Below are 20,756 nucleotides of genomic sequence, written 5' to 3'. Positions count from 1 at the left end.
AACATCTCATCGGGCACGACAGCACTCGCAATGAAAATGAACGGCGGCGCAGTTGTGCGCTGATCGGCGTCGGCCGCTCTCCCTGACGTTAAAGTCGGTACAGGCAAAGCAGGCCTCGAAGAGACGTCGACCACTCCTCAAACCGTGGGGCGCCCCCACAGGGTCGATTTGAAAGGCTTAAAAGCCTTTACCCGCCCCGGCGAAAGAAGGCATGGCCAGCAGCTCTTGCGGGTCGCGCATCTGGCCATCGACTTCCACCCACCCCAGCAACGTGCTACTGCAGCTCCAGCCCAGCAGGCGCTGCATTTCTGCGGGGAGCTGACGCAGCCGCTCAATGGGGATGGAAAGGAAGTGATTTTCTTCCAGTCGCAAGAATGCCAAGTCATAGGCCATCGTGAGGCCGGTTCGAGGCGCCGAGGACGTGTTGGCGCCACCTCCGTGGTACACCGACCCCATCCACAAAAGCGCAGAGCCCGCCGGCATTTCCGCCGCGATGGTTTCGTCTTGAGTGGGCATTCGCTCGTCATTCCACTCGTGGCTTCCGGGAATGACACGCGTTGCACCGTTCTCTTCGGTAAAGTCTGAAAGGGCCAGCATCATTTGCAGCCGAGCCTCACGACCGTACTGGGGGTGACGCCAGAGCGAGGTGGTATCGTCGCGGTGCAGCGGTTGCCGGCCTTGCCCCGGACCGATCTGAATAGCCTGGGTAATGCTGAGTTGAATATCAGGCTCGACCTCGATTCGATCCTCCCCCACCCAGACATGCGCAGGGACTTGCAAGATTTTTCTCGCCGCCCCGAGAAATAGGGGATTGAGTGCCACCTCCACCGCCGTGTCGCTTCGCCCGATAATTCGTGCGACACGGCGTGTCTGCGTGCCAGCGAAGTAAGGATCCACACCGCACGGCGTTGCACTCAAATAGGGCTCCAGCTCTTCAGCAAGGGACTTCAGCGTTTCTCCCGAGACAAAGTTGGAAATAACGACGGCGCCGTCCCGCTTGATAATCTCCACCACCTGCTCGATCGGCGCATCGCAGCTTACGGTCGATAGTTTTCGTGCCTGCATGTACATCTCCTGCTGTGTGATCGGATGCTCTAGTCAACAACCTGCGCCCGCCCCACATCCGTCGCCTTCATTGCGGGGCCTAAGCGCCCATGAACTCAGGAAGGATGGGTAAATCGACGAGCTGGGATGTGCTCATTAGCTCGCCCCTGATCTGTCGAGTCATGGGCGCGCCCACGCATTGAGCCAGATTGGGCTCAGGACCTGATCAATTGACCAAGTCGAATGATCACAAGCAGTTTGTGTGCCGCTTTTTTGCCAAGGGGTCCAAAGCCAGGAAAATCAAAGCCCCCCGCTCGCCGCGACTGCAGCGCCGGTGATACCTCACGACCCACTTCGCAGCTGAACTTGTTTCGGCGCCCCACGACAGACTGGGTATTTAGGAAACAACCGCTGCTTTTGGGTGCGTAAGGGAGGGCATCACTCATGGGGCGACAAGGCGAAGCCCTGACGGTCACCCATGTCGATTCATGGATTGGGGAGCTACCATGCGTTAGCATTCACGCTTTTCGACGCCGAACCAGGTTGCTGGCGGCAACACCGTAAGGAGATTGTCTACATGGCTCGGATGGGCGCCGAACAGCGCAAACAAGACTTCATTGAAGCAACCGTGAAGGTGATTGCCGAGCACGGGGTAGCTAACGCGACGACTCGGCGTATCGCCGCCCAGGCAAAGTCTCCGCTGGCCTCGTTGCACTACGTATTTCATACCAAGGATGATTTGTTCTGCGCCGTCTACGAGTCCCTGATTAACATGCCGCAGCAGTCATTGGCGCGCGCGCCAACAGGTGCCGGCGCGGCAGAGTCGGCGGCAGAGATACTGCGTCAGTTGGTCAAATGGTTTACTGCCCACCCCGACCTGGCCACGACCCAGTTCGAGCTCTTCTTCTGGAACCTGCGCAACAACCCGGCAATGGCTGCCAGGATTTATTCGATTTCTGTCGAAGCGATAGAGCAGAGAATCGAGATGGTTGCCAATCCCAAGCTGGACAAGACCGCGTCGACCACCATCAGCCGGTTAGTGATCAATTTGTTCGACGGACTCCTGCTCGCCTGGTCAGCCCACGGTGATATGGAGCGCTTGGAGGCCGAGACGGAGGCGGCCTGTCGCGCTGTAAAACTACTGGCTGCCAGCTACTGACCCTGTGCTCGGATGTGCCCCTGCTCCATGCCGCATGGCAGCGTGATGCTTGCGCTGCCTTGCCCGGCTAGCCGATTGGCTGCCATTGCCTCCCTCAAGCCAACCGCCCGCCATCGCCGTCCAGCGATACCTCAGTGGGATACACAGCCTATTGAAGAATCTCGGCGTATGGAGGTTGACGTCCCACAGGCCGCATCCTTGCGCCCCTGACATGAACTGCCGTTTTGGCTGACCGGCGCTACCAGCCTGCCTGTGTCAGCGAAGCCGATCGCCCTTCCCCGCATAGCACGTTGCGGCCATCGCAGCATCGATCCTTAGTCATCCTTCATCACGCAGACAACGTCAGCCTTTGCACGACGCCTTGAGTCGAGGTGTGCAAAACATCCCAAACCAATAGATTTCAGGTGCATTTCGCACCTTGTCCATACCATCGGCGGCATTTATCGTGGTCATGCGATCAAGTCAAACGAACAAGTCTCTATAACACAACAATAGGAGGCGCTATGTCTTCCCACGCTATTCTTCCGATTGAGCCGCTGGATGTTTTGATCATCGGAGCTGGGGTGTCGGGTATCGGCGCAGCTGCTTACCTGCGACGCTATCAGCCTCACAAAACCTTTGCGATCCTGGAATCCCGTGAGCGTGCGGGTGGTACCTGGGACTTGTTCCGTTACCCCGGCATCCGCTCCGACTCGGACCTCTTCACTTTCGGTTTCGACTTCAAGCCCTGGACCAAAGCCAAGTCATTGGCGGACGCCGCAGACATCCTTGAGTATCTGCGCGAGACCGTTGACGAGTACGGGCTGCAGGAACGCATCCAGTACCAGCAAAAAGTGCTTTGCGCGGACTGGGAAAGCGAGAAAGGATTGTGGACGGTCAAAGTCAAGGACGGCAACACGACAGAGCCCCGCACCATTCAATGCCGCTGGCTGTTCAGCGCAGGCGGTTACTATCGTTATGACCAAGGATTCACCCCTCGCTTTGAAGGCACAGAGCAATTCAAGGGGCAGATCATCCATCCGCAACACTGGCCCGAAGACCTGGATTACAGCGGTAAACGCGTGGTCGTGATTGGCAGCGGAGCAACGGCCGTGACGTTGATTCCGGCCATGGCGGACAAAGTAGCCAGCATCACCATGCTGCAGCGCACCCCCTCTTACATCATCAATCAACCGGCCACCGACTCCATTGCAGCCTTTCTACGCAAAGTCCTGCCGGCGCAAACCGCCTACTCACTGACACGCTACAAGAACGCCAAGATCACGCTGGCCTTCTGGGGATTCTGCCAACGCTTCCCCAAACTTTCCCGCAAGCTGCTCCTCTGGCTGACCAAGAAAGAGCTGCCCAAGGACTACCCTGTCGACGTTCATTTCAACCCACCCTACAACCCCTGGGACCAGCGACTGTGCTCTGTTCCTGAAGGCGATTTATTCAAGGCAATCAGTGCGGGTAAAGCCTCCGTCGTCACCGATCATATCGAGCGGTTTACGGAATCGGGCGTTTTGCTCAGATCAGGCCAAGAGCTCAAAGCCGACATCGTCATCACAGCCACCGGGCTCAATGTCCAGCTGTTTGGTGGAGTGACCTTGCACAAGGACGGTAAACCGGTGGTGCTGAGCAAGACCCTGGCTTACAAAGGCATGATGCTGTCCGGCGTGCCCAATTTTGCTTTTGCAGTGGGCTACACAAACTCTTCCTGGACCTTGAAAGTGTGCCTGCTGTGCGATCATTTCTGTCGCTTGCTGGGCTTCATGGATGGGCATGGCTACAACGTTTGCGAGCCCAAGGCCCCGGACGGAATTGAAACCCGCCCCTTGCTGGACTTTGGCGCTGGATACGTACAACGCGCCTTGGACAGCATGCCGCGCCAGGGCCCGTGCGAGCCCTGGGTGATGTCGATGGATTACTTCCGCGACGTCAAGCTGCTGCGCCGAGGAACGGTTGCCGAAAGCTGCCTCAAATTCACCGCAATACCCGCTGCTCCCCTGCGCACTGGCGCCGAACTACAGACCCAGGGTAGCGGGCGATGAGCGCGGATCGGTTCTGTGAATTACCAGGCCAGCGCAGGCTCTGCTATCGCAGCCACGGATCTGAAACGGCCCCGCCGGTCATTCTCATCGTCGGCCTGGGGCTGCAACTGACCTATTGGCCGCAACCGATCATCGCCGGCCTGGTTGAGCAGGGATTGCGCGTCATCACGCTGGACAACCGTGATTCGGGCAGGTCCTTTTTCACCGAGGTGACGCCACCCACGGTCATGCAGCAGTTCTTCCGCAAGCCGACCACAGGTTACGACCTGGGTGACATGGCCGATGATGTGATCGGGCTCATGAATGGCTTGCAACTGGAGACGGCGCACGTCATGGGGATGTCGATGGGCGGCATGATCGCCCAGACACTCGCCGCCCGTTACCCTGAGCGCGTCAGGACCCTCACCTCGATCTTCTCGACCACCGGTTCCCTGCGAGTCGGCCAGCCAGCGCTCAAAGCGATTTTGCAACTCCTGCGCCGCCCACCCAGGACTCAGCATGAAAGTGTTCGCGACTATATAGACATCATGCGTCTCATTGGCTCGACACTTGAGTGCAATGAACAAGCCTTGCGTGACTATGCCATGCAGGCTTGGGAACGAGGCGGCGGTGAGTCAGGCAACCTCGGGACTGCCAGGCAGATTGGCGCCATCATCAACTCGGGCGACCGCACGCAAGAACTACGGCGGATTGGCTGCAGCACGCTGGTCATTCATGGGGATAAAGACCTCATGGTCGCAACCAGCGGAGGTTTCGCCACTGCCGCTGCGGTTCCCGGGGCGCGCTTAGTTCTGTTGCCGGGGATGGGGCATGATCTCCCTCCCTCCCTGTCAGGCACGCTGCTGTCTCTCTTGGCAACCCATATGCGTTAGAAACAAACGTTGCATTTTAGGGGCGTGTTGTTTAGCGCCCCTCTTTTTACCCATTAGAACTTGAGTCTGGCCGTTTGCAGCGCATTGCGGTTGCTCAAGTTCCATGGAAATCAAAACAACAAGAACCCGGCTTGTGCGAAACCGTCGAGCCACACATCACCTGTCTGGGCTGTTACTGCGGCCTGGTGCTGATGCTCCTTCACTGCCCTTTTAACAATGACAACTAAGCCGCAAAGGCAAGAGGTATGTATGGAATTCAAGTTCTTACTCCCCAGCAAAGTTGTGATGGAGCCTGGCCTGCGTGAGCGCACCGGCGAACATCTGCGTGAACTTGGCCTGGAGCGCATCCTGATCGTCACCGATGCCGGGGTTAAGGCGGCAGGTCTGTTGACCAGCGTGTATGCCAGCCTGGAAAAATCGGGCATTTCCTTCGATGAAATCTCGGACGTCAAGGCCAACCCTCGCAGCGCAGACATCAATCACGCTGCACAGATGTACCGCGGCAAAGGTATCGATGGCCTCCTGGCCATTGGCGGGGGCAGCGCGATGGACGCAGCCAAAGCCATCAGCCTGCTCCTGACCCACGAGGGCCGGATCGAGGACTACGAGGGCTCTTTCAAACTGAAGCACGCCATACCGCCTATTGTGGCGATCCCTACCACGTCGGGCACCGGTAGCGAGGTGACGTGCTTCTCGGTGGTCACCGACACCGCACGCCACTTCAAGATGAACGTTCTGGATTATCGAATCGGCCCAGTACTGGCCCTGCTCGACTCGCACATCACCACGACGCTTCCGTCGTCGATTGCCGCCGCGACCGGGATGGATGCCTTGACCCATGCCATCGAAGCCTACACCTGTCGCGTATCGAATCCGATCAGCGATGGTCTGGCGCTGCATGCCATCCGCTTGATCAGCCAGCACCTCAAGCCGGCAGTGCAAGAGCCGGATAACTTGAAGGCCCGCGAGCAGATGCTGGTGGCAAGCCTGATCGCCGGCATGGCATTCGGCAACGCGGACGTTGGCAGCGTGCACTGCATTTCCGAGGCCATCGGTGGCATGTACGACACGCCGCACGGCGTGGGCAACGCGATCTTCCTGCCCTTTGTGTTCGGCCACAATCGTGACGCTGACATTCTCCGGCACGCTCAGGTTGCCTACGCGCTGGGGATCGATCCCAACCTCTCGCCGGTCGATGCCGCCGAGGCGGCTGTCGGCCACCTGTTCCAGATGAGCAGGGACCTGGGCATTCCCCGCTTCGCCGAAGTGAAGGGCGTGCGCGAAGAGGACTTCCTGAGCATTGCTGAAAAGTCGAAGAACAACTTTTCGGACCCCAGCAATGCCAAGGAAATGACCGTGCAGACCTACCGCGAAATCGTCGCCGCTGCTTACAACTTCGTAGAGTGAGGGGTGTCAGTCATGAACGAATCAACCCCGAACGCTTCGTTGAAGCGCACCCTGGGCCCGTTTTCCGTTCTGCTCTTCGGTTTGGCATTCCTTGCCCCGTTGATTGTCTTCGGCACCTATGGGGTCATCTCGCAGGCAAGCCAGAACACCACGGCAATGTCCTATGGGATCGCGGCGATCGGCGTCATTTTCACCGCGTTGAGCTACGGTCGCCTGGTCAGGGTGTTCCCGGCAGCCGGTTCGGCCTATACCTATACCCGCAAGATGCTGAATGCGAATCTCGGGTTCATGGTGGGCTGGGCCGCCCTGCTCGACTACTTCTTCATTCCGATGCTGATCTGGTTGCTCGGCGCCAGCTATCTGAACATGGCCTTTCCCGATGTGCCGCAGTGGGTATGGATCCTGGGTTTCATTGTCAGCACGACGCTGCTGAATATCCTGGGCATCCAGGTGGCGAACCGGTTCAACGTCTTACTGATGCTGGTACAGCTTGCCATCATTGCCGTGTTCATCGGTCTCTGCTGGCATTACATCACTGTCGCCAACGGCCCTGGTGGGCTGCTGTCGGCCAAGCCGTTCTTCAACCAGCAAGTGCCGTTCGCCACGACCATGGCCGGCGCGGCCATTGCCGCCTATTCATTCCTGGGCTTCGACGCGCTGTCCACGCTCAGCGAGGAAACCAGGGATCCGAGCCGGACGATTCCACGCGCCATTCTGCTGGTCGCCTTGATCGGTGGTGCGGTGTACGTCGGCTCCTCGTACTTCATGTATCTGGCCCATCCCTCCCTCGAGTTCGTGAATGTGGATGGCGCGGCATTCGAGATTGCCCGGATGATCGGCGGGGACCTGTTCTTCGCCGTGGTATTGGCAGGCATCATCATCGCCCACTTCGCCGCGGGCATGTCGTTCCAGGCGAGCGTGGGTCGGCTGCTGTACGCCCTCGGCCGAGATAACCAACTGCCCCGCACGTTGTTCGGCGCGCTGCACCCTCGCTACAAGACGCCGGCCTTCAACATCCTGCTCTGCGGTGCCTTCGGCACTGTAGGTTTTGGACTGACGATCGCCACCGCGACGTCTCTGGTGAACTTCGGCGCCTTTCTCGCCTTCACCGCAGTCAATCTTTGCGCGTTGCGGCTGACCTTCGATGCCCGCGTCAAAGACGGAGCCGGGCTTCTGCGAGGTGTGATCTTCCCCCTCATTGGCCTGGTCACGGCCGCCTGGATGCTCGCCAGCCTGGATAAAGACGCACTGATCATGGGCTGTGGCTGGCTGGGCATAGGCGCCGTTTATCTCGCCTGCCGTACCAGCCTCTTCCGCAGCCCTGTAGCGGATGCCCTGGTGTAGCGATCGCCCTTCAATCGAGCGTTCTGACAACAACCACAAGGCAAGCCCCCGGGTTTGCCGTTCAATGGCGAGAATCGATATGCAAACCAAACTGCTGATCAATGGTGTGCTCGTGGCCGGCGAAGGCGAAAGCCTGGCCGTGTACAACCCTTCCCTGGGCAGTGTCCTGGTGCAGACCGCCGAGGCGAGCCGCTCCCAGGTTCACGCATCGGTCCAGAGCGCAAGCGCGGCTTATGAGGCGTGGTCACAAACACCCCCCAAGGATCGCGCGGCGTTGTTGCTCAAGCTCGCCGACCGCATCGATGCACAGGCGCAAGTGTTCGCTCGCCTGGAGGCGGACAACTGCGGCAAGCCTTTCACTGCCGTGCTGCAGGACGAGCTGCCAGCCGTATCGGACGTGTTCCGCTTCTTTGCCGGCGCCGTTCGCTGCCTGCAGGGTTCGGCGGCGGGCGAGTATCTGCCGGGCCATACCTCGATGATCCGCCGCGACCCGGTGGGCGTCGTCGCCTCCATCGCACCGTGGAACTATCCGTTGCTGATGGCGGCCTGGAAACTCGGCCCGGCATTGGCCGCCGGCAACACCGTGGTGCTGAAACCCTCGGAACATACGCCGATGACCACCTTGAAACTGGGAGAGCTGCTCGCCGACATCTTCCCCGCCGGCGTGGTCAACATCGTCCACGGCCGCGGTGCTTCGGTGGGCGAGCCGCTGACCAACCACCCGCAGGTCCGGATGGTGTCGCTCACCGGTTCCGTTCGCACCGGCAGCCGGATCATCGAAGGCACGGCCGACAGCGTGAAGCGGATGCACATGGAACTGGGTGGCAAGGCGCCGGTGCTGATCTTCGATGACGCCGACATCGATGCCGCTGTCGAGGGCATCAGCGCCTTCGGCTTCTACAACGCCGGGCAGGACTGTACCGCTGCCTGTCGCATCTATGTACAGAAGGCGGTCTATGCGCAGTTCGTGCGCAAGCTCGGGGAGGCGGTGTCCAGTATCAAATGCGGGCTTCAGGATGACCCGGCGACGCAGATGGGCCCACTGATCACCCAAGAGCACTTCGAACGTGTCGAGGGTTTTGTGCAGCGTGCCAAGGCGCTTCCACACATCGAGGTCGTCACTGGCGGCAAGCCGGTCGCGGGCCCTGGATTCTTCTTCGAGCCGACGGTATTGGCCGGCGCGAAGCAGGAAGACGAGGTGGTATGCCGTGAAATCTTCGGCCCGGTGGTGACGGTTTCGGAATTCGAGGATGAAGCCCAGGCACTGGCGTGGGCCAATGACTCCGACTACGGCCTGGCGTCTTCGGTGTGGACCTGCGACGCAGGTCGGGCCCATCGGCTGGCCGCGCGCCTGCAATACGGCTGCACTTGGGTCAATACCCACTTCATGCTGGTCAGCGAGATGCCCCATGGCGGCGTGAAGCTGTCCGGGTACGGCAAGGACCTCTCCATGTACGGCCTGGAAGACTACACCGTGGTGCGACATGTGATGTTCAAGCACTGATCGAAGCAACGCCGCATAAATCCCGGGACCCAGCGTCCCGCCCCTCGCCCAGACAACGACAAGAGGTTATGTATGAACAATATCGAGACGTTCGAGAGACTCGAATCCAACGTGCGGATGTATTGCCGCGACCTGCCCCTGGTCTTCGATACGGCCCAAGGCAGCAAGATCCACGCCGAAGATGGTCGCGACTATCTGGACTTCTTCGCCGGCGCCGGCGCCCTGAACTATGGCCACAACGATCCGCGCATGCGCGATGCCTTGATCGAATACCTTTCGGCCAACGGTGTGACCCATGGCCTCGACCTGCATACCAGCACCAAGCGTCGGTTCCTGGAGGCGATCGAGCGTGACCTGTTCGAGCCGCGCGGCTGGGACTACAAGGTTCAATTCACCGGCCCGACCGGCGCCGACGCCGTCGAGGCCGCGTTGAAGCTTGCGCGCAAGGCCACGGGGCGCACCAAGATCGTATCCTTCTACGGTGCTTACCACGGCATGACCGCCGGGGCCCTGGCGGTCACCGGCAACCGCACTCGCCGCGGCCCCGGGCTGTCCAGCGACGTGGTGTTCGTGCCGTACGAAGACAGCCCTTACGGCGAATTCGACAGCATTGGTTTTCTCGAGCGCCTGGCCAACGACCAGGGCAGCGGATCGGAATTGCCGGCGGCGGTGATCGTCGAATCCGTGCAGATCCAGGCCGGTGTCTACGCGGCCTCCAACGAATGGCTGCAACGCTTGCGCCAGTGGACCCGCGATCACGGGGTGCTGCTCATCTGTGACGAGATCCAGGCCGGCTGCGGCCGTACCGGAGACTTCTTCGGCTTCGAGCGTTCCGGGATCGTGCCGGACCTGATCACCTGCGCGAAATCCATCGGCGGCTTTGGCCTGCCGATGGCGATCGTGTTGATTCGCGCTGAGCTGGATATCTGGCAACCCGGCGAGCACATCGGCACGTTCCGCGGCAACCAGCTGGCGTTCCTGACCGCCCGGATCGCGCTCGGCTATTGGCGCGACGAGCAGTTCCTCACATTGCTGGCCGACAACAGCGCGGCCATGGAGCGCGCCGTTGCCGGCTTCGCAGCGATTCCTGGGGTCGCCTCCGCGCGCTGCCGCGGCATGATCGCCGGCATCGACTTCGGCCGCGGCAACCTGGCGTTCGCCAAGGATGCCCAGCAGCGCGTGCTGCAGGCAGGTGTGCTGGTCGACCGCTGCGGCCCGAATGGCGAAGTCATCAAGCTGATGCCACCGGTGAATACCCCGACCGAGCAGCTTGAGGAAGGCTTGAAAGCGTTCGGCGAGTCGGTCGCGGCAGCGCTGAGCCAGTAACTCCAGGGTTCTGCCGTGCGCCATGTGCCGATACACATGGCGCACCCAACCTTCTCACCTGCGGGCAACCATCCGCTTGCGACAGGAACATGAGCCAATGAGCACTGCCACTTCAATCGTTCAGAACGATCTGTCTTCACTCATTCATCCCTACACCAACCTGGCGCAGCACCAAGAGGTCGGGCCATTCGTGATCGCCGGTGGGGACGGCGTGCGGGTCTTCGATGACCAGGGCAATGCCTACATCGAAGCCATGTCGGGCCTATGGAGCGTTGCCTTGGGCTTCAGTGAAAAGCGCCTGGTCGACGCGGCCGTCGAGCAGTTCAAACAGCTGCCCTACTACCACAGCTTCAGCCACAAGACCCATGCTCCAGCGGCAGCGCTCGCCGCCAAACTGGCCGAGCTGGCGCCCGGCGATCTGAATCATGCGTTCTTCACCAACTCAGGTTCCGAGGCCAACGACTCGGTGGTGAAGGTGGTCTGGTACGTGAACAACGCGCAGGGCAAACCAAACAAGAAGAAATTCATCTCCCGCCAGCAGGCCTATCACGGCACCACCGTCGCCTCCGCGAGCTTGACCGGCATACCGTCGATTCATCGCGATTTCGATCTGCCGGCAATCCCTGTCCATCACCTGACGTGCCCGAACTTCTACCGCTTTGCCCGGCCTGGAGAAACGGAAGAAGCCTTTTCGGCGCGTCTGGCGAATGAACTGGAACGCTACATCCTGGCCGAAGGGCCGGAAACCATCGCCGCGTTCATCGGCGAACCGGTGATCGCGGCAGGCGGCGTGATTCCACCTCCCCAAGGCTACTGGGCGGCGATCCAGGCGGTGTGCAAACGCTACGACATTCTCGTGGTGATTGACGAAATCGTTACGGGTTTTGGCAGGCTTGGCACGATGTTCGGCGCCCAGCTGTACGACATCCAGCCCGATATCATGGTGCTCTCCAAGCAGCTCACCTCGTCCTATCAACCACTGGCAGCCCTGCTGGTGTCCGATGCAATCCATGACGTCCTGGTAAGCCAGAGCCAGCGCCTGGGGGCATTCGTTCATGGCCTGACCACCAGCGGCCATCCCGTCGCCACCGCGGTCGCGCTGGAAAACATCCGCATCATCGAGGAACGCGACCTGGTTGGCCATGTTCAGCGCTTGACCCCTGTGTTCCAGCACCGGCTGCGCGCTTTCGAAAACCACCCATTGGTAGGCAATGCCCGAGGTGTCGGGCTGATGGGCGGGATCGAACTGGTTGCGGACAAGTCCACCCGCCAACCATTCGCCCAGCCAGGTGCGTTGGGTAGCTACCTGTTCAAACAGGCTCACAAGCATGGGCTGATCATTCGCGCCATCTACGACACGATCGCCTTCTGTCCGCCGCTGATTACGACGCAGGACGATGTTGATGCGATCTTCAACGCATTTGGTAGGACGTTGGATGACGCAACGCACTGGGCTCGGTCACAGAACCTTCTGTGAGCTGGGGCTTGCACGGCCGCTAAAGGCTGCACCCGTTGGCGGTGCGGATAACTTCACCAATCACGTAAAACAATAATCATGAGGGTTTGACTGTGGGCGAACACAATGATGCCTGCTCCGACTTTGATGTGTCCGTAGTCGGACTCGGGGCCATGGGAACAATCATGGCGCAAGCGTTTCTCAAGCAAGGCAAACGCGTAGCGATCTGGAATCGATCACCCGGCAAGGCCGCAGCGCTCGTGGCCGCCGGCGCTCACCTCTGCGACTCTGCCGAAGCCGCGCTGAGCGCAAGCCCGGTCGCGATCTTCGTGCTGCTGGACAACCACGCGACACACGAGGTGCTTGGGATGCCGGGTGTGGCGCGTGCACTCGCCAAGCGCACGATCGTCGATTACACGACCAACGCCAAGGACGAGGGCCTGGCGCTTCAGGCGCTGATCAATCGGGCGGGAGGTCATTACGTCAAAGGGGCGATCGTGGCCTACCCTCGCAACGTCGGCCATCGTGAAAGTCACTGCATCCATACCGGCGACCGTGAGGCCTTCGAGCAGCATCGGGCGCTACTTGAAGTACTCGCCGGCCATACGGTGTTCCTTCCCTGGGAACAAGCATTCGCCTTTGCGACCGTGCTCCACGCCCATGCATTTGCCGCGATGGTTGCATTTTTCGAGGCCGTGGGTGCGAGCGATCGGTTTGGCATGCCTGTTTCGAAAACGGCCCGGCTCCTGCTCGACACGTCACGCTTTTTCATCGCCGACGCACTCGAGGAAGCGGTACGCCGGCTCGAAGCGCGGGATTTCGCGGGCGATCAGGCGAGGCTTGATGTGCATGCGGGCGCCTTCGCGCACATTGCCCAATCCATGCACGCACAAAGTGCCTGGACGCCGGTGTTCGACGCCGTGTGTCAGGTCGTGCAGCGCGCGGAATCGATGGGCTATGGCGAGCAGGACATCGTGGCCGCCACCCAGGTGTTCGCCCGCGAGCACGACACCTCGAAAGAGGCATGACTGCGCGGTTACAGGCCTCTCGGATCGAACCCGACGACAACAATCATAAAAAATCGCTGGAGGATCATATGCGCCGATTTGGTTTTCTACTGGCCGTCTTGACGCTGGTCATTTTCCTGAGTGCCCTTCTTGCCCCAAGGCCGTCCCTCGTCCACCAAGGGACGGCGCGACACACGGGGCATCCGACTATCAGCATCGGGGATATCTTCAGAGGTTACTAGCGAGGTGTCACGCGGCCGCTGGCACTCATCCGCCAGCGACCGCTTGTGACTCAATGATCTATTGCACCGCTGGCACCAAGGCCCGTCTGGGCCCGTACGAACTGATCGGCGAAGGCCGCCCTTTCCGCCTTGGCCCGCGCGCTGCGGTCCAGCCGGGAAACGGCATATGCCACCAAAAACGCCAGCGGCATGGAAAACAGCGCAGGCTGGGTATAGGGGAACAGCGGCTCGGCGAAGTGCAAGACATCCACCCACACCAGCTTGGAAAACACCACGAACCCCATGGCGCTGAGCAACCCTACGTAGCCACCGGCCAACGCGCCACGCGTGGTCAGCCCCGACCAGAACATCGACAGGAACAGCACCGGGAAGTTGGCCGAGGCGGCGATGCCAAAGGCCAGCGCGACCATGAAGGCCACGTTGATATTTTCGAACACGATGCCCAGGGCTATCGCCACCAACCCAAGGCCAAGGGTGGCCAGCTTGGTCACCCGCAACTCCTGGGCCTCGCTGGCCGATCCCTTCATCATCACCCGCGCATACAGGTCGTGGGCTATCGCGGATGCCCCGGCCAGGGCCAGGCCTGAAACCACGGCCAGGATGGTGGCGAAGGTCACTGCCGACAAAAAGCCCAGCAACAGGTTGCCGCCGACCGCCTGGGCCAGGTGCATGACCACCATGTTGCCCCCGCCCAGCAGCTTGCCACCCACCTGCCCACCCTCGAAGAACTGCGGCTGCTGGCTGACGATCACGATCGACGCCAAGCCCAGCAGGAAAATGACATTGAAGAAGTAACCGATGAACCCGGTGGCATAGAGCACGGATTTACGTGCCTCCCGGGCATCGCTGACGGTGAAGAACCGCATCAGGATATGCGGCAGTCCGGCCGTTCCGAATACCAGCCCCAGGCTCAGCGACAGTGCTGTCAATGGGTCGGCCAGCAGGCTGCCAGGCGCCAGTAGGCGTTCACCCAGGGCATGGGTGTCCATGGCCTGGGTGACCAGCGTGTCATAGCTGAAGTCGAACTCGCGCATCGCCAGAAACAGGACCAGCGAGCCGCCGACCAGCAGCAGGAACGCCTTGATGATCTGCACCCAGGTGGTCGCCACCATGCCGCCAAAGGTGACATACAGCATCATCAGCGCGCCGACGATCACCAAGGCGATGTGGTAGTCCAGGCCAAACAGCAGCCTGATCAGTTGCCCGGCCCCGACCATCTGCGCCACCAGGTAGAAACACACCACGGTCAGCGAGCCGATGGCGGCCATGGTGCGCACCTTGCCTTGGTCGAGGCGGTACGAGGTGATGTCGGCGAAGGTGAAGCGGCCCAGGTTGCGCAGCCGCTCGGTCATCAACAGCAACAACACCGGCCAGCCGGCGAAGAAGGCAATGAGGTAGATGTAGCCATCCATGCCGGAGGTATAGATGAGCGCGGTGATCCCCAACAGCGTCGAGGCGGACATGTAGTCACCGGCCAGCGCCAGGCCGTTCTGCCAGCCCAGGATACCGCCGCCGGCGCTGTAGAAGTCCGCCATCGAGCGGGTGCGCCGCGCCGCCCACCAGGTGATGCACAAAGTGAAGAGCACGAACACCATGAACATGCCGATGGCATGCAGGTTGAGGGGCTGACGCTGGCCCGCGTCCAACGCGGGCGACGCCAGCAGCAGGCCAGAGTTCGGCAACAAAGCCAGAGGCAGTAGTTTCTTCATGCGCCCGACTCCTCGTCCAGCCCGGCGACCAACGCCTGGGTCAGGCGATCGAACTCGCCATTGGCCCGGTACACATAGAACGCCGACAACGCACAGAAGAACACGAACAGGAAGGCGCCGGCAGCGACGCCGATGGTCATGTTCGACCCTTGGGCCAGGCGCCTGGCAATCAGCTCGGGCCAGAATGACACCAACGCGATGTAGCCATAGAACGTGGCCAGGATCAGCAGGAACAGGCTCAGGGTAAAACGGCTTCTGCGCGCCACCAGTTGCTGGAACCGGACACTGGCGCGAACGCGCGCGTATAACAGGCTGGACATGGGACACCTCGGGCAATGTACTTGTTGTTATGGGATGTGCAGGTGCTGCAGCTCGATCAGTGTTCGGCGCCGGTAGTCTGGGCCTCCTGTTGCCGGGCCCACTCGCGCAGGACGAACTTCTGGATCTTGCCGGTGGCGGTCTTGGGCAACTCCACCAGGGAGACATGGCGCGGCGCCTTGAAGTGCGCCAGGCGCTCGCGGCACCAGCGGATCAGGTCGTCAGCCGTGACACTGGCCTGGGCGTCGGCGCGCAGGGTGACGAAGGCATGCGGGGTTTCGCCCCAGCGCGAGTCGGGGCGCGCCACCACGGCGGCCTCGACCACTTCGGGGTGCTGGTAGAGCACCTCCTCGATTTCCAGCGAGCTGATGTTCTCGCCGCCGGAAATGATGATGTCCTTGGCCCGGTCCTTGATTTCCACATAGCCGTCCGGATGCAGCACGGCCAGATCGCCGGTGTGCAGCCAGCCGTTGGCCAGCGCGCTACGGGTGGCCTGCGGGTTATCCAGGTAGCCTTTCATCACCGTGTTGCCGCGCACCACCAACTCGCCCAGGGTGGACCCGTCGGCCGGGACCGGACGACCGGTGTCGGTATCCAGTACCGTGGCCTCCTCGAGCATCGGGTGGGCGACCCCCTGGCGGCTCATGAACCGGGCGCGAGCCTCCAAAGGCAACTCGTCGACGCCCGGTTGCCACAAACACAGGGTGCTGGGGCCGTAGCTTTCGGTCATGCCGTAGGCGTGGGTGATGCTGAAGCCGCGTGCCTCCATCGCGGCGATCACCGCGCTGGGCGGCGCGGCGCCGCCGGTGATCACCGACACCGGCCCGGGAGGCAGGTCGGCATGCCCGGCGTGGATCAGCATCGACATCACCACCGGCGCGGCGCTCAGGTGGGTCACCGCGTGCTCGGCGATAGCGGCGTGGATTGCCTCAGGCTGGACCTTGCGCAGGCACACATGGGTGCCGCCTGAAAGGGTCACTGCCCAGGTATGGCTCCAGCCATTGCAGTGGAACATCGGCAGGGTCCACAGGTAGACGCTGCGCGGCCCGAACTGGAAGACCAGCGCCCCGGCGCAGGCATTGAGGTAGGCGCCGCGGTGATGCAGGACCACGCCCTTGGGATCGCCTGTGGTGCCAGAGGTGTAGTTGATGGCGATCGACTGCCATTCGTTCTGCGGCGCGCTCAGCGGTCGGCCGGGATCGCCCTGGGCCAGGAACGCTTCATAGTCCAGGTCGTGGGGCAAGTCGGCACCTTCGGCCTGGGCATCGTCGATGCCCACCAGCAGTGGCGGCGATTCGAGCATGGCCAGCGCCTGATGGACCACCGCGCCGAACTCGCGGTCGCAGATCAGCACCTTGGCCGCGCAATGGCGCAGGATGAAGGCGATGCTGCGCGCTTCCAGGCGGATATTGATGCACACCAGCACGGCACCGGCGCCGGGCACGCCATAGTGCGCCTCGAGCATCTCGGGGATGTTCGGCGCCAGTATCGCCACCCGCTCGCCCGGCTGCACGCCGACCCGTTCCAGGGCGCTGGCCAGGGCGCGGCTGCGCTGGTGCAGCTGGCGGTAGCTGTAGCGCCGGCCGCCATAAACCACCGCGTCGCGCTCCGGGTATACCTGCGCAGCACGCTTGAGGAACGACAGCGGCGACAGCGGCACATGGTTGGCTTCGTTGGGAGCAAGCTCATGCTCGAAGGTCGGGGTCATCATGACCGGCCCCCCATCGGCACGTTGCCCAGGCATTGAATGTACATACACCTCTCCTGTTTCTTGTTGTTCTTGCGCCGGGCGCTTTACAGGCTACTGCACAGATGGCCGCCATCGACCACGATCTCGGCGCCGCTCATGGCTCGCCCGGCATCGCTGGCGAGCAGCAGCAAGGCGCCGTCCAGGTCGGCCGGCTGGCTGAAGCGCCGACTGGGGATACGCGAGCGCAACTTCTCCCCGGCTTCGCTGGCCAGGAATGCCTCGTTCAGATCGGTCATCACGTACCCTGGCGCCAGGGCGTTCACACGGATGCCATGGCGCGCCAGCTCCAGGGCCATGGCACGGGTCAGGTGCGCCAGGCCAGCCTTGGCCGCGAGATAGGGGCCGACGGCGCTGGCCACGCGGCTGGCGAGGATCGAGGTGACATTGATCAGGCTGCCGCCCTGCCCCGCAGCGACCATCCGCCGGGCGCTTTCCTGGGCCACTGTCCAGGCGCCCTTGAGGTTGGTGTCCAGCACGCGGTCCCAGCTTTCATCGTCGCAATCGAGCCAGGGCTGGCTGTCGCTCACCCCCGCGTTGTTGACCAGCACATCCAGCGGGCCCGCGGCGTCGAGCACCCGGCACACATCGTCACGGCAGGTCACATCGAGGGCAAAGGCCCGGGCGCGACCACCGGCCAGCTCGATGGATTCGACCAGGCTCTGTAATGGCGCCAGGCGCCTGGCGGTCACTACCACCTCGGCACCCGCCGCGGCCAGGGTCATGGCGAAATGTCGGCCGAGGCCGCTGGAGGCGCCGGTCACCAGGGCGCGGCGCCCATCAAGGGCAAACAGTCCGGCAAGGTTCGGCTGCATCAGTGGGCTCCCAGGCGCTGGTCGAGGAGTTTCTTCGCCAGGCTCATGCGGTGCACTTCGCTCGGGCCGTCGTAGATGCGGAACGGGCGGATGTCGCGGAAGATCCGCTCGACCACGGTATCCCCGGTCACCCCGCGCCCGCCGAGGACTTGCACGCATCGATCGACCACCCGCCACAGCGCTTCCGAGCTGATCACCTTGGCCATGCTCGAGTCGACATTGCCGCGCTGGCCCTGGTCGAGCACCCAGGCGCAGTGCCAGACCGCCAGGCGGACCACATGCAGGTCCATCATGTTGTCGGCCAGCATGAAGCCGACCCCCTGGTGCTCGCCCAACGGCTTGCCGAACGCATCGCGGGTGCGCGCATGGTCGCAGGCGATGTCGTGGGCACGTCGCGCGGCCCCGAGCCAGCGCATGCAGTGAGTCAGTCGCGCTGGCGCCAGGCGCACCTGGGCATAACGGAAGCCCTTGCCGATCTCGCCCAGCACATCGCTTGCCGGCACCCGCAGGTTGTCGAAGCGCAGCTGCCCGTGGCCGCCGGTGAAGCAGCTGTCCAGCGTATTCAGTTGCCGTTCGTGGATGATCCCATCGCGCTGCATGTCGGACAGGAACATGGTCGCCGTGCCGTCCTCCATGCGCGCCATGATGATAGCGAATCCGGCCCCCTCGGCCCCGGTGATCAACCATTTGTGGCCATTGATCAGGTAATCGCCGCCGTCGCGGGTAGCGGTGGTACGCAGCATCGACGGATCGGAGCCCGAGCCAGGTGCCGGTTCGGTCATGGCGAAACACGAGCGGACACGTCCCTGGACCAATGGACGCAGCCAGCGGTCCTTCTGCGCTTCGGTGGCCACCACATCCATCAAGTGGATATTGCCTTCGTCCGGGGCGTGGATGTTCAGTGCGACGGGCCCCAGGGGCGAATAACCGGCCTCTTCGAAGACGATTGCCTTGGCCACATGGCTCAGGCCCAGGCCACCCATTTCACGACTGGCGTGAGGCGTCAGCAGCCCCACCGCCTGTGCGCGGGCCTGCAGGTCCCGACGCAGGGCGTCGCTGGGGCCGTGGGCATCCTGGCGGGGGTCGTTCTCGAACGGGATGACCTGTTCGGCGATGAAATCGCGGGTCTTGGCCTGCAATGCAAGCAGTTCTTCCGGCAGGGTGAAATTCATGTCTGTCCTTCTTGGCTCTGGTCGGTCCGGGAAATAAGGTAGGTGTCGCCGCGCTCAGGGCATGGCCTTGGGGTTGCTGATCGCCAGCCGGGCGAGGGTCACCTGGCGCAAGGCGTCTATCAGGGTGCGCCGGCGCTGCGGGTCGTCATGGCGTCCCTGGCGAATGTCGCGGGCCAATTGACGGCGGATCTCCTGCAAGGGCGCGCCCGCCCCGTCGACCAGGACGGCCAGATGCGCCTTCTCCTGGCTGCAGGTGCGTGCTTGCAGGCGACTTTCGCGGGCAGCGATGGCCATGGCATTGGCGATCATCAGCGCCGGGTAACGCAGCTCCCCGGCCAGCGCGGGCAGCACCTGCTCCAGCAAGGTCAGGCGGGCGATCTCGAGTAGTTCGTGAGCGTGCGGCTGGGTCATGGCGCATCTCCACCGGTCATGTTCAAGATGTCGAGTTCGAGCTCCGGCAGCAGGCGCGCGGTCAGTGCCAGTTCGAGGGAAGGCTCTTCGCCGGACAGATGGCGCTGCCCTTGCTGCAGGGCGATCACCGCCCAGCGCAGGGTCGCCATGACCTGCCAGAAATGCAGCTGGCTGGGCTCGATACGCAGGGAGGACACCTCGTGGTAGCCGCGCAGGAAGTCCTCCAGCAGGCCGATCCCACCCGCTTCGAGGTCGGGACGGGTGAAGCGCCAGCAGCGGGCGGTGAACCAGCCGAGGTCCTCGCAAGGATCGCCCCAGCCGGTGAACTCCCAGTCGAGCACGGCCTCCAGCCCCTGTTCGCTGGCCAAGTAGTTGCCGGTGCGGTAGTCGCGGTGCAGCAGACAAAGGCTGCTGCGCGGAGCATGCACTTCGCACCAGCGTAGGCCCCACTCCAGTACCGGATAAGCCTCGGCGAGGGTGTCAAGGTAATGGCGATAGGCACTGACGGTGGCCAGGGCTGGCGAGCCGTCCGGCACTGGCAGAAAGTCCAGCGCTGCGCACGGCGGGCGCACTTGATGCAGGCGCGCCAGGTTGGCCCCGAGCTGCGTCGCCAGTCGCGCCTGGCCATTGGCTCCGGCACCCGCGCTGAGCAGACGTCCGGTAGCGACTCCCGGAAGGTACTCCATCAGGAAGAACACTCGCCCGTGAACACCCGCATCGCGGCACAGCCAGAGCGGCCGAGGCACTTTCACCCCGGCCTGGTGGACCACTTGCAGCACAGCGAACTCCTGTGCTCGGTCGAGGCTGGCCGGCAGCGCAGAGAGCGCATCGCTGCGCAACACCCAGCGTCGCGCGCCGGCCCATGGGCCGCCGTCGATCAGCAGTTCGAGCAGCCAGTTTTCCTGGATGGCGCCGCCGCTCAAGCGCTTGCGGGCCTGGATGACGACGCGCGTTGCCAAGGCATGCTCACGGATGAAATCGACCAGGCGCTGATCGTCAGTCATGGCCGCGAACGCATCGCTGGCCGGAGAAGTCGTAGGGGAACTGCTCATGAATCAATGGATCCTGCCTGCGGTTTTGAGTGGGCAGGACACCTGAGCAATGCCTGGGCCAACTCTTCAGGAATTGGCTGGAGGCCGCGCCAGATCTGGCGCCCAGCATTTTTGAACAAATGAGGGATGCGCGCCGAATTT

Annotated in this window: 17 protein-coding genes; 9 read left to right on the top strand and 8 right to left on the bottom strand. The window is 62.3% G+C overall.

The window, feature by feature from the left end:
* Nucleotides 1-177 precede the first annotated feature (177 nt).
* Complete coding sequence (locus tag C4K27_RS15930) at nucleotides 178-1,065, bottom strand: phytanoyl-CoA dioxygenase family protein (RefSeq protein ID WP_053261201.1); 888 nt, start codon at nucleotides 1,063-1,065, stop codon at nucleotides 178-180.
* Between the two features lie 556 nt (nucleotides 1,066-1,621).
* On the opposite strand from C4K27_RS15930, the gene C4K27_RS15925 reads away from it, so the two are divergent.
* The 9 genes from C4K27_RS15925 (at nucleotide 1,622) to C4K27_RS15885 (ending at nucleotide 13,170) form a co-directional block, all read left to right on the top strand.
* Nucleotides 1,622-2,203: a TetR/AcrR family transcriptional regulator gene (locus C4K27_RS15925; RefSeq protein WP_053261200.1), complete on the top strand. Its 582-nt coding sequence runs from the start codon at nucleotides 1,622-1,624 to the stop codon at nucleotides 2,201-2,203.
* A gap of 503 nt (nucleotides 2,204-2,706) precedes the next feature.
* A complete protein-coding gene (locus C4K27_RS15920) occupies nucleotides 2,707-4,233 on the top strand; it encodes a flavin-containing monooxygenase (protein WP_053261199.1) in 1,527 nt (508 codons plus the stop codon).
* Nucleotides 4,230-5,105, top strand: coding sequence for an alpha/beta fold hydrolase (locus C4K27_RS15915; protein ID WP_053261198.1), 876 nt, complete (start codon nucleotides 4,230-4,232; stop codon nucleotides 5,103-5,105). Before C4K27_RS15920 ends, C4K27_RS15915 begins: the two co-directional genes overlap by 4 nt.
* Before the next feature lie 249 nt (nucleotides 5,106-5,354).
* Nucleotides 5,355-6,512, top strand: coding sequence for an iron-containing alcohol dehydrogenase (locus C4K27_RS15910; protein ID WP_053261197.1), 1,158 nt, complete (start codon nucleotides 5,355-5,357; stop codon nucleotides 6,510-6,512).
* A gap of 12 nt (nucleotides 6,513-6,524) precedes the next feature.
* Nucleotides 6,525-7,856 carry an APC family permease gene (locus C4K27_RS15905; RefSeq protein WP_053261196.1) on the top strand — a complete coding sequence of 444 codons (1,332 nt, stop codon included), beginning with the start codon at nucleotides 6,525-6,527 and terminating at the stop codon, nucleotides 7,854-7,856.
* A gap of 79 nt (nucleotides 7,857-7,935) precedes the next feature.
* Nucleotides 7,936-9,360, top strand: a complete 1,425-nt coding sequence (locus C4K27_RS15900) for a gamma-aminobutyraldehyde dehydrogenase (RefSeq protein ID WP_053261195.1) — start codon at nucleotides 7,936-7,938, stop codon at nucleotides 9,358-9,360.
* Between the two features lie 72 nt (nucleotides 9,361-9,432).
* Entirely contained in the window at nucleotides 9,433-10,686 is a 1,254-nt protein-coding gene (locus C4K27_RS15895; protein WP_053261194.1) for an aspartate aminotransferase family protein, read from the top strand.
* A 97-nt stretch (nucleotides 10,687-10,783) separates the two neighbouring features.
* Nucleotides 10,784-12,163 (top strand): aspartate aminotransferase family protein, encoded by a 1,380-nt coding sequence (locus tag C4K27_RS15890; RefSeq protein WP_053261193.1) that lies wholly within the window; start codon nucleotides 10,784-10,786, stop codon nucleotides 12,161-12,163.
* A 92-nt stretch (nucleotides 12,164-12,255) separates the two neighbouring features.
* Complete coding sequence (locus tag C4K27_RS15885; RefSeq protein WP_053261192.1) at nucleotides 12,256-13,170, top strand: NAD(P)-dependent oxidoreductase; 915 nt, start codon at nucleotides 12,256-12,258, stop codon at nucleotides 13,168-13,170.
* Between the two features lie 271 nt (nucleotides 13,171-13,441).
* Here C4K27_RS15885 and C4K27_RS15875 read toward each other — a convergent pair whose 3' ends face one another.
* The 7 genes from C4K27_RS15875 to C4K27_RS15845 all read right to left on the bottom strand — a co-directional run bounded on the left by C4K27_RS15875 (nucleotide 13,442) and on the right by C4K27_RS15845 (nucleotide 20,615).
* Entirely contained in the window at nucleotides 13,442-15,100 is a 1,659-nt protein-coding gene (locus C4K27_RS15875) for a cation acetate symporter (RefSeq protein WP_053261191.1), read from the bottom strand.
* Complete coding sequence (locus C4K27_RS15870; RefSeq protein WP_053261190.1) at nucleotides 15,097-15,420, bottom strand: DUF485 domain-containing protein; 324 nt, start codon at nucleotides 15,418-15,420, stop codon at nucleotides 15,097-15,099. Before C4K27_RS15870 ends, C4K27_RS15875 begins: the two co-directional genes overlap by 4 nt.
* 56 nt (nucleotides 15,421-15,476) lie before the next feature.
* Nucleotides 15,477-17,129 (bottom strand): acyl-CoA synthetase, encoded by a 1,653-nt coding sequence (locus C4K27_RS15865; RefSeq protein WP_053261189.1) that lies wholly within the window; start codon nucleotides 17,127-17,129, stop codon nucleotides 15,477-15,479.
* Nucleotides 17,130-17,212: 83 nt separating this feature from the next.
* Complete coding sequence (locus C4K27_RS15860) at nucleotides 17,213-17,980, bottom strand: SDR family NAD(P)-dependent oxidoreductase (protein WP_053261188.1); 768 nt, start codon at nucleotides 17,978-17,980, stop codon at nucleotides 17,213-17,215.
* A complete protein-coding gene (locus C4K27_RS15855; RefSeq protein ID WP_053261187.1) occupies nucleotides 17,980-19,152 on the bottom strand; it encodes an acyl-CoA dehydrogenase family protein in 1,173 nt (390 codons plus the stop codon). Before C4K27_RS15855 ends, C4K27_RS15860 begins: the two co-directional genes overlap by 1 nt.
* A 54-nt stretch (nucleotides 19,153-19,206) precedes the next feature.
* The gene (locus C4K27_RS15850) at nucleotides 19,207-19,563 is read right to left on the bottom strand and encodes a DUF6285 domain-containing protein (RefSeq protein WP_053261186.1); all 357 of its coding nucleotides are present in this window, start codon (nucleotides 19,561-19,563) and stop codon (nucleotides 19,207-19,209) included.
* On the bottom strand, nucleotides 19,560-20,615 hold the full coding sequence (locus C4K27_RS15845; protein ID WP_053261185.1) for a phosphotransferase family protein: 1,056 nt from the start codon (nucleotides 20,613-20,615) through the stop codon (nucleotides 19,560-19,562). The genes C4K27_RS15850 and C4K27_RS15845 overlap by 4 nt, the downstream gene beginning before the upstream one ends.
* Nucleotides 20,616-20,756: the final 141 nt, after the last annotated feature.

Source organism: Pseudomonas chlororaphis subsp. chlororaphis, from assembly GCF_003945765.1.
In the GTDB taxonomy this organism is placed as follows: domain Bacteria; phylum Pseudomonadota; class Gammaproteobacteria; order Pseudomonadales; family Pseudomonadaceae; genus Aquipseudomonas; species Aquipseudomonas chlororaphis.
This window is presented reverse-complemented; position numbering and strand designations above follow the sequence as displayed.

What these genes read in the sequence shown, in the direction of transcription:
- C4K27_RS15930 (WP_053261201.1), bottom strand. Translation starts at nt 1,065, where the DNA reads ATGCAGGCACGAAAACTATCGACCGTAAGCTGCGATGCGCCGATCGAG.
- C4K27_RS15925 (WP_053261200.1), top strand. Translation starts at nt 1,622, where the DNA reads ATGGCTCGGATGGGCGCCGAACAGCGCAAACAAGACTTCATTGAAGCA.
- C4K27_RS15920 (WP_053261199.1), top strand. Translation starts at nt 2,707, where the DNA reads ATGTCTTCCCACGCTATTCTTCCGATTGAGCCGCTGGATGTTTTGATC.
- C4K27_RS15915 (WP_053261198.1), top strand. Translation starts at nt 4,230, where the DNA reads ATGAGCGCGGATCGGTTCTGTGAATTACCAGGCCAGCGCAGGCTCTGC.
- C4K27_RS15910 (WP_053261197.1), top strand. Translation starts at nt 5,355, where the DNA reads ATGGAATTCAAGTTCTTACTCCCCAGCAAAGTTGTGATGGAGCCTGGC.
- C4K27_RS15905 (WP_053261196.1), top strand. Translation starts at nt 6,525, where the DNA reads ATGAACGAATCAACCCCGAACGCTTCGTTGAAGCGCACCCTGGGCCCG.
- C4K27_RS15900 (WP_053261195.1), top strand. Translation starts at nt 7,936, where the DNA reads ATGCAAACCAAACTGCTGATCAATGGTGTGCTCGTGGCCGGCGAAGGC.
- C4K27_RS15895 (WP_053261194.1), top strand. Translation starts at nt 9,433, where the DNA reads ATGAACAATATCGAGACGTTCGAGAGACTCGAATCCAACGTGCGGATG.
- C4K27_RS15890 (WP_053261193.1), top strand. Translation starts at nt 10,784, where the DNA reads ATGAGCACTGCCACTTCAATCGTTCAGAACGATCTGTCTTCACTCATT.
- C4K27_RS15875 (WP_053261191.1), bottom strand. Translation starts at nt 15,100, where the DNA reads ATGAAGAAACTACTGCCTCTGGCTTTGTTGCCGAACTCTGGCCTGCTG.
- C4K27_RS15870 (WP_053261190.1), bottom strand. Translation starts at nt 15,420, where the DNA reads ATGTCCAGCCTGTTATACGCGCGCGTTCGCGCCAGTGTCCGGTTCCAG.
- C4K27_RS15865 (WP_053261189.1), bottom strand. Translation starts at nt 17,129, where the DNA reads ATGATGACCCCGACCTTCGAGCATGAGCTTGCTCCCAACGAAGCCAAC.
- C4K27_RS15860 (WP_053261188.1), bottom strand. Translation starts at nt 17,980, where the DNA reads ATGCAGCCGAACCTTGCCGGACTGTTTGCCCTTGATGGGCGCCGCGCC.
- C4K27_RS15855 (WP_053261187.1), bottom strand. Translation starts at nt 19,152, where the DNA reads ATGAATTTCACCCTGCCGGAAGAACTGCTTGCATTGCAGGCCAAGACC.
- C4K27_RS15850 (WP_053261186.1), bottom strand. Translation starts at nt 19,563, where the DNA reads ATGACCCAGCCGCACGCTCACGAACTACTCGAGATCGCCCGCCTGACC.
- C4K27_RS15845 (WP_053261185.1), bottom strand. Translation starts at nt 20,615, where the DNA reads ATGAGCAGTTCCCCTACGACTTCTCCGGCCAGCGATGCGTTCGCGGCC.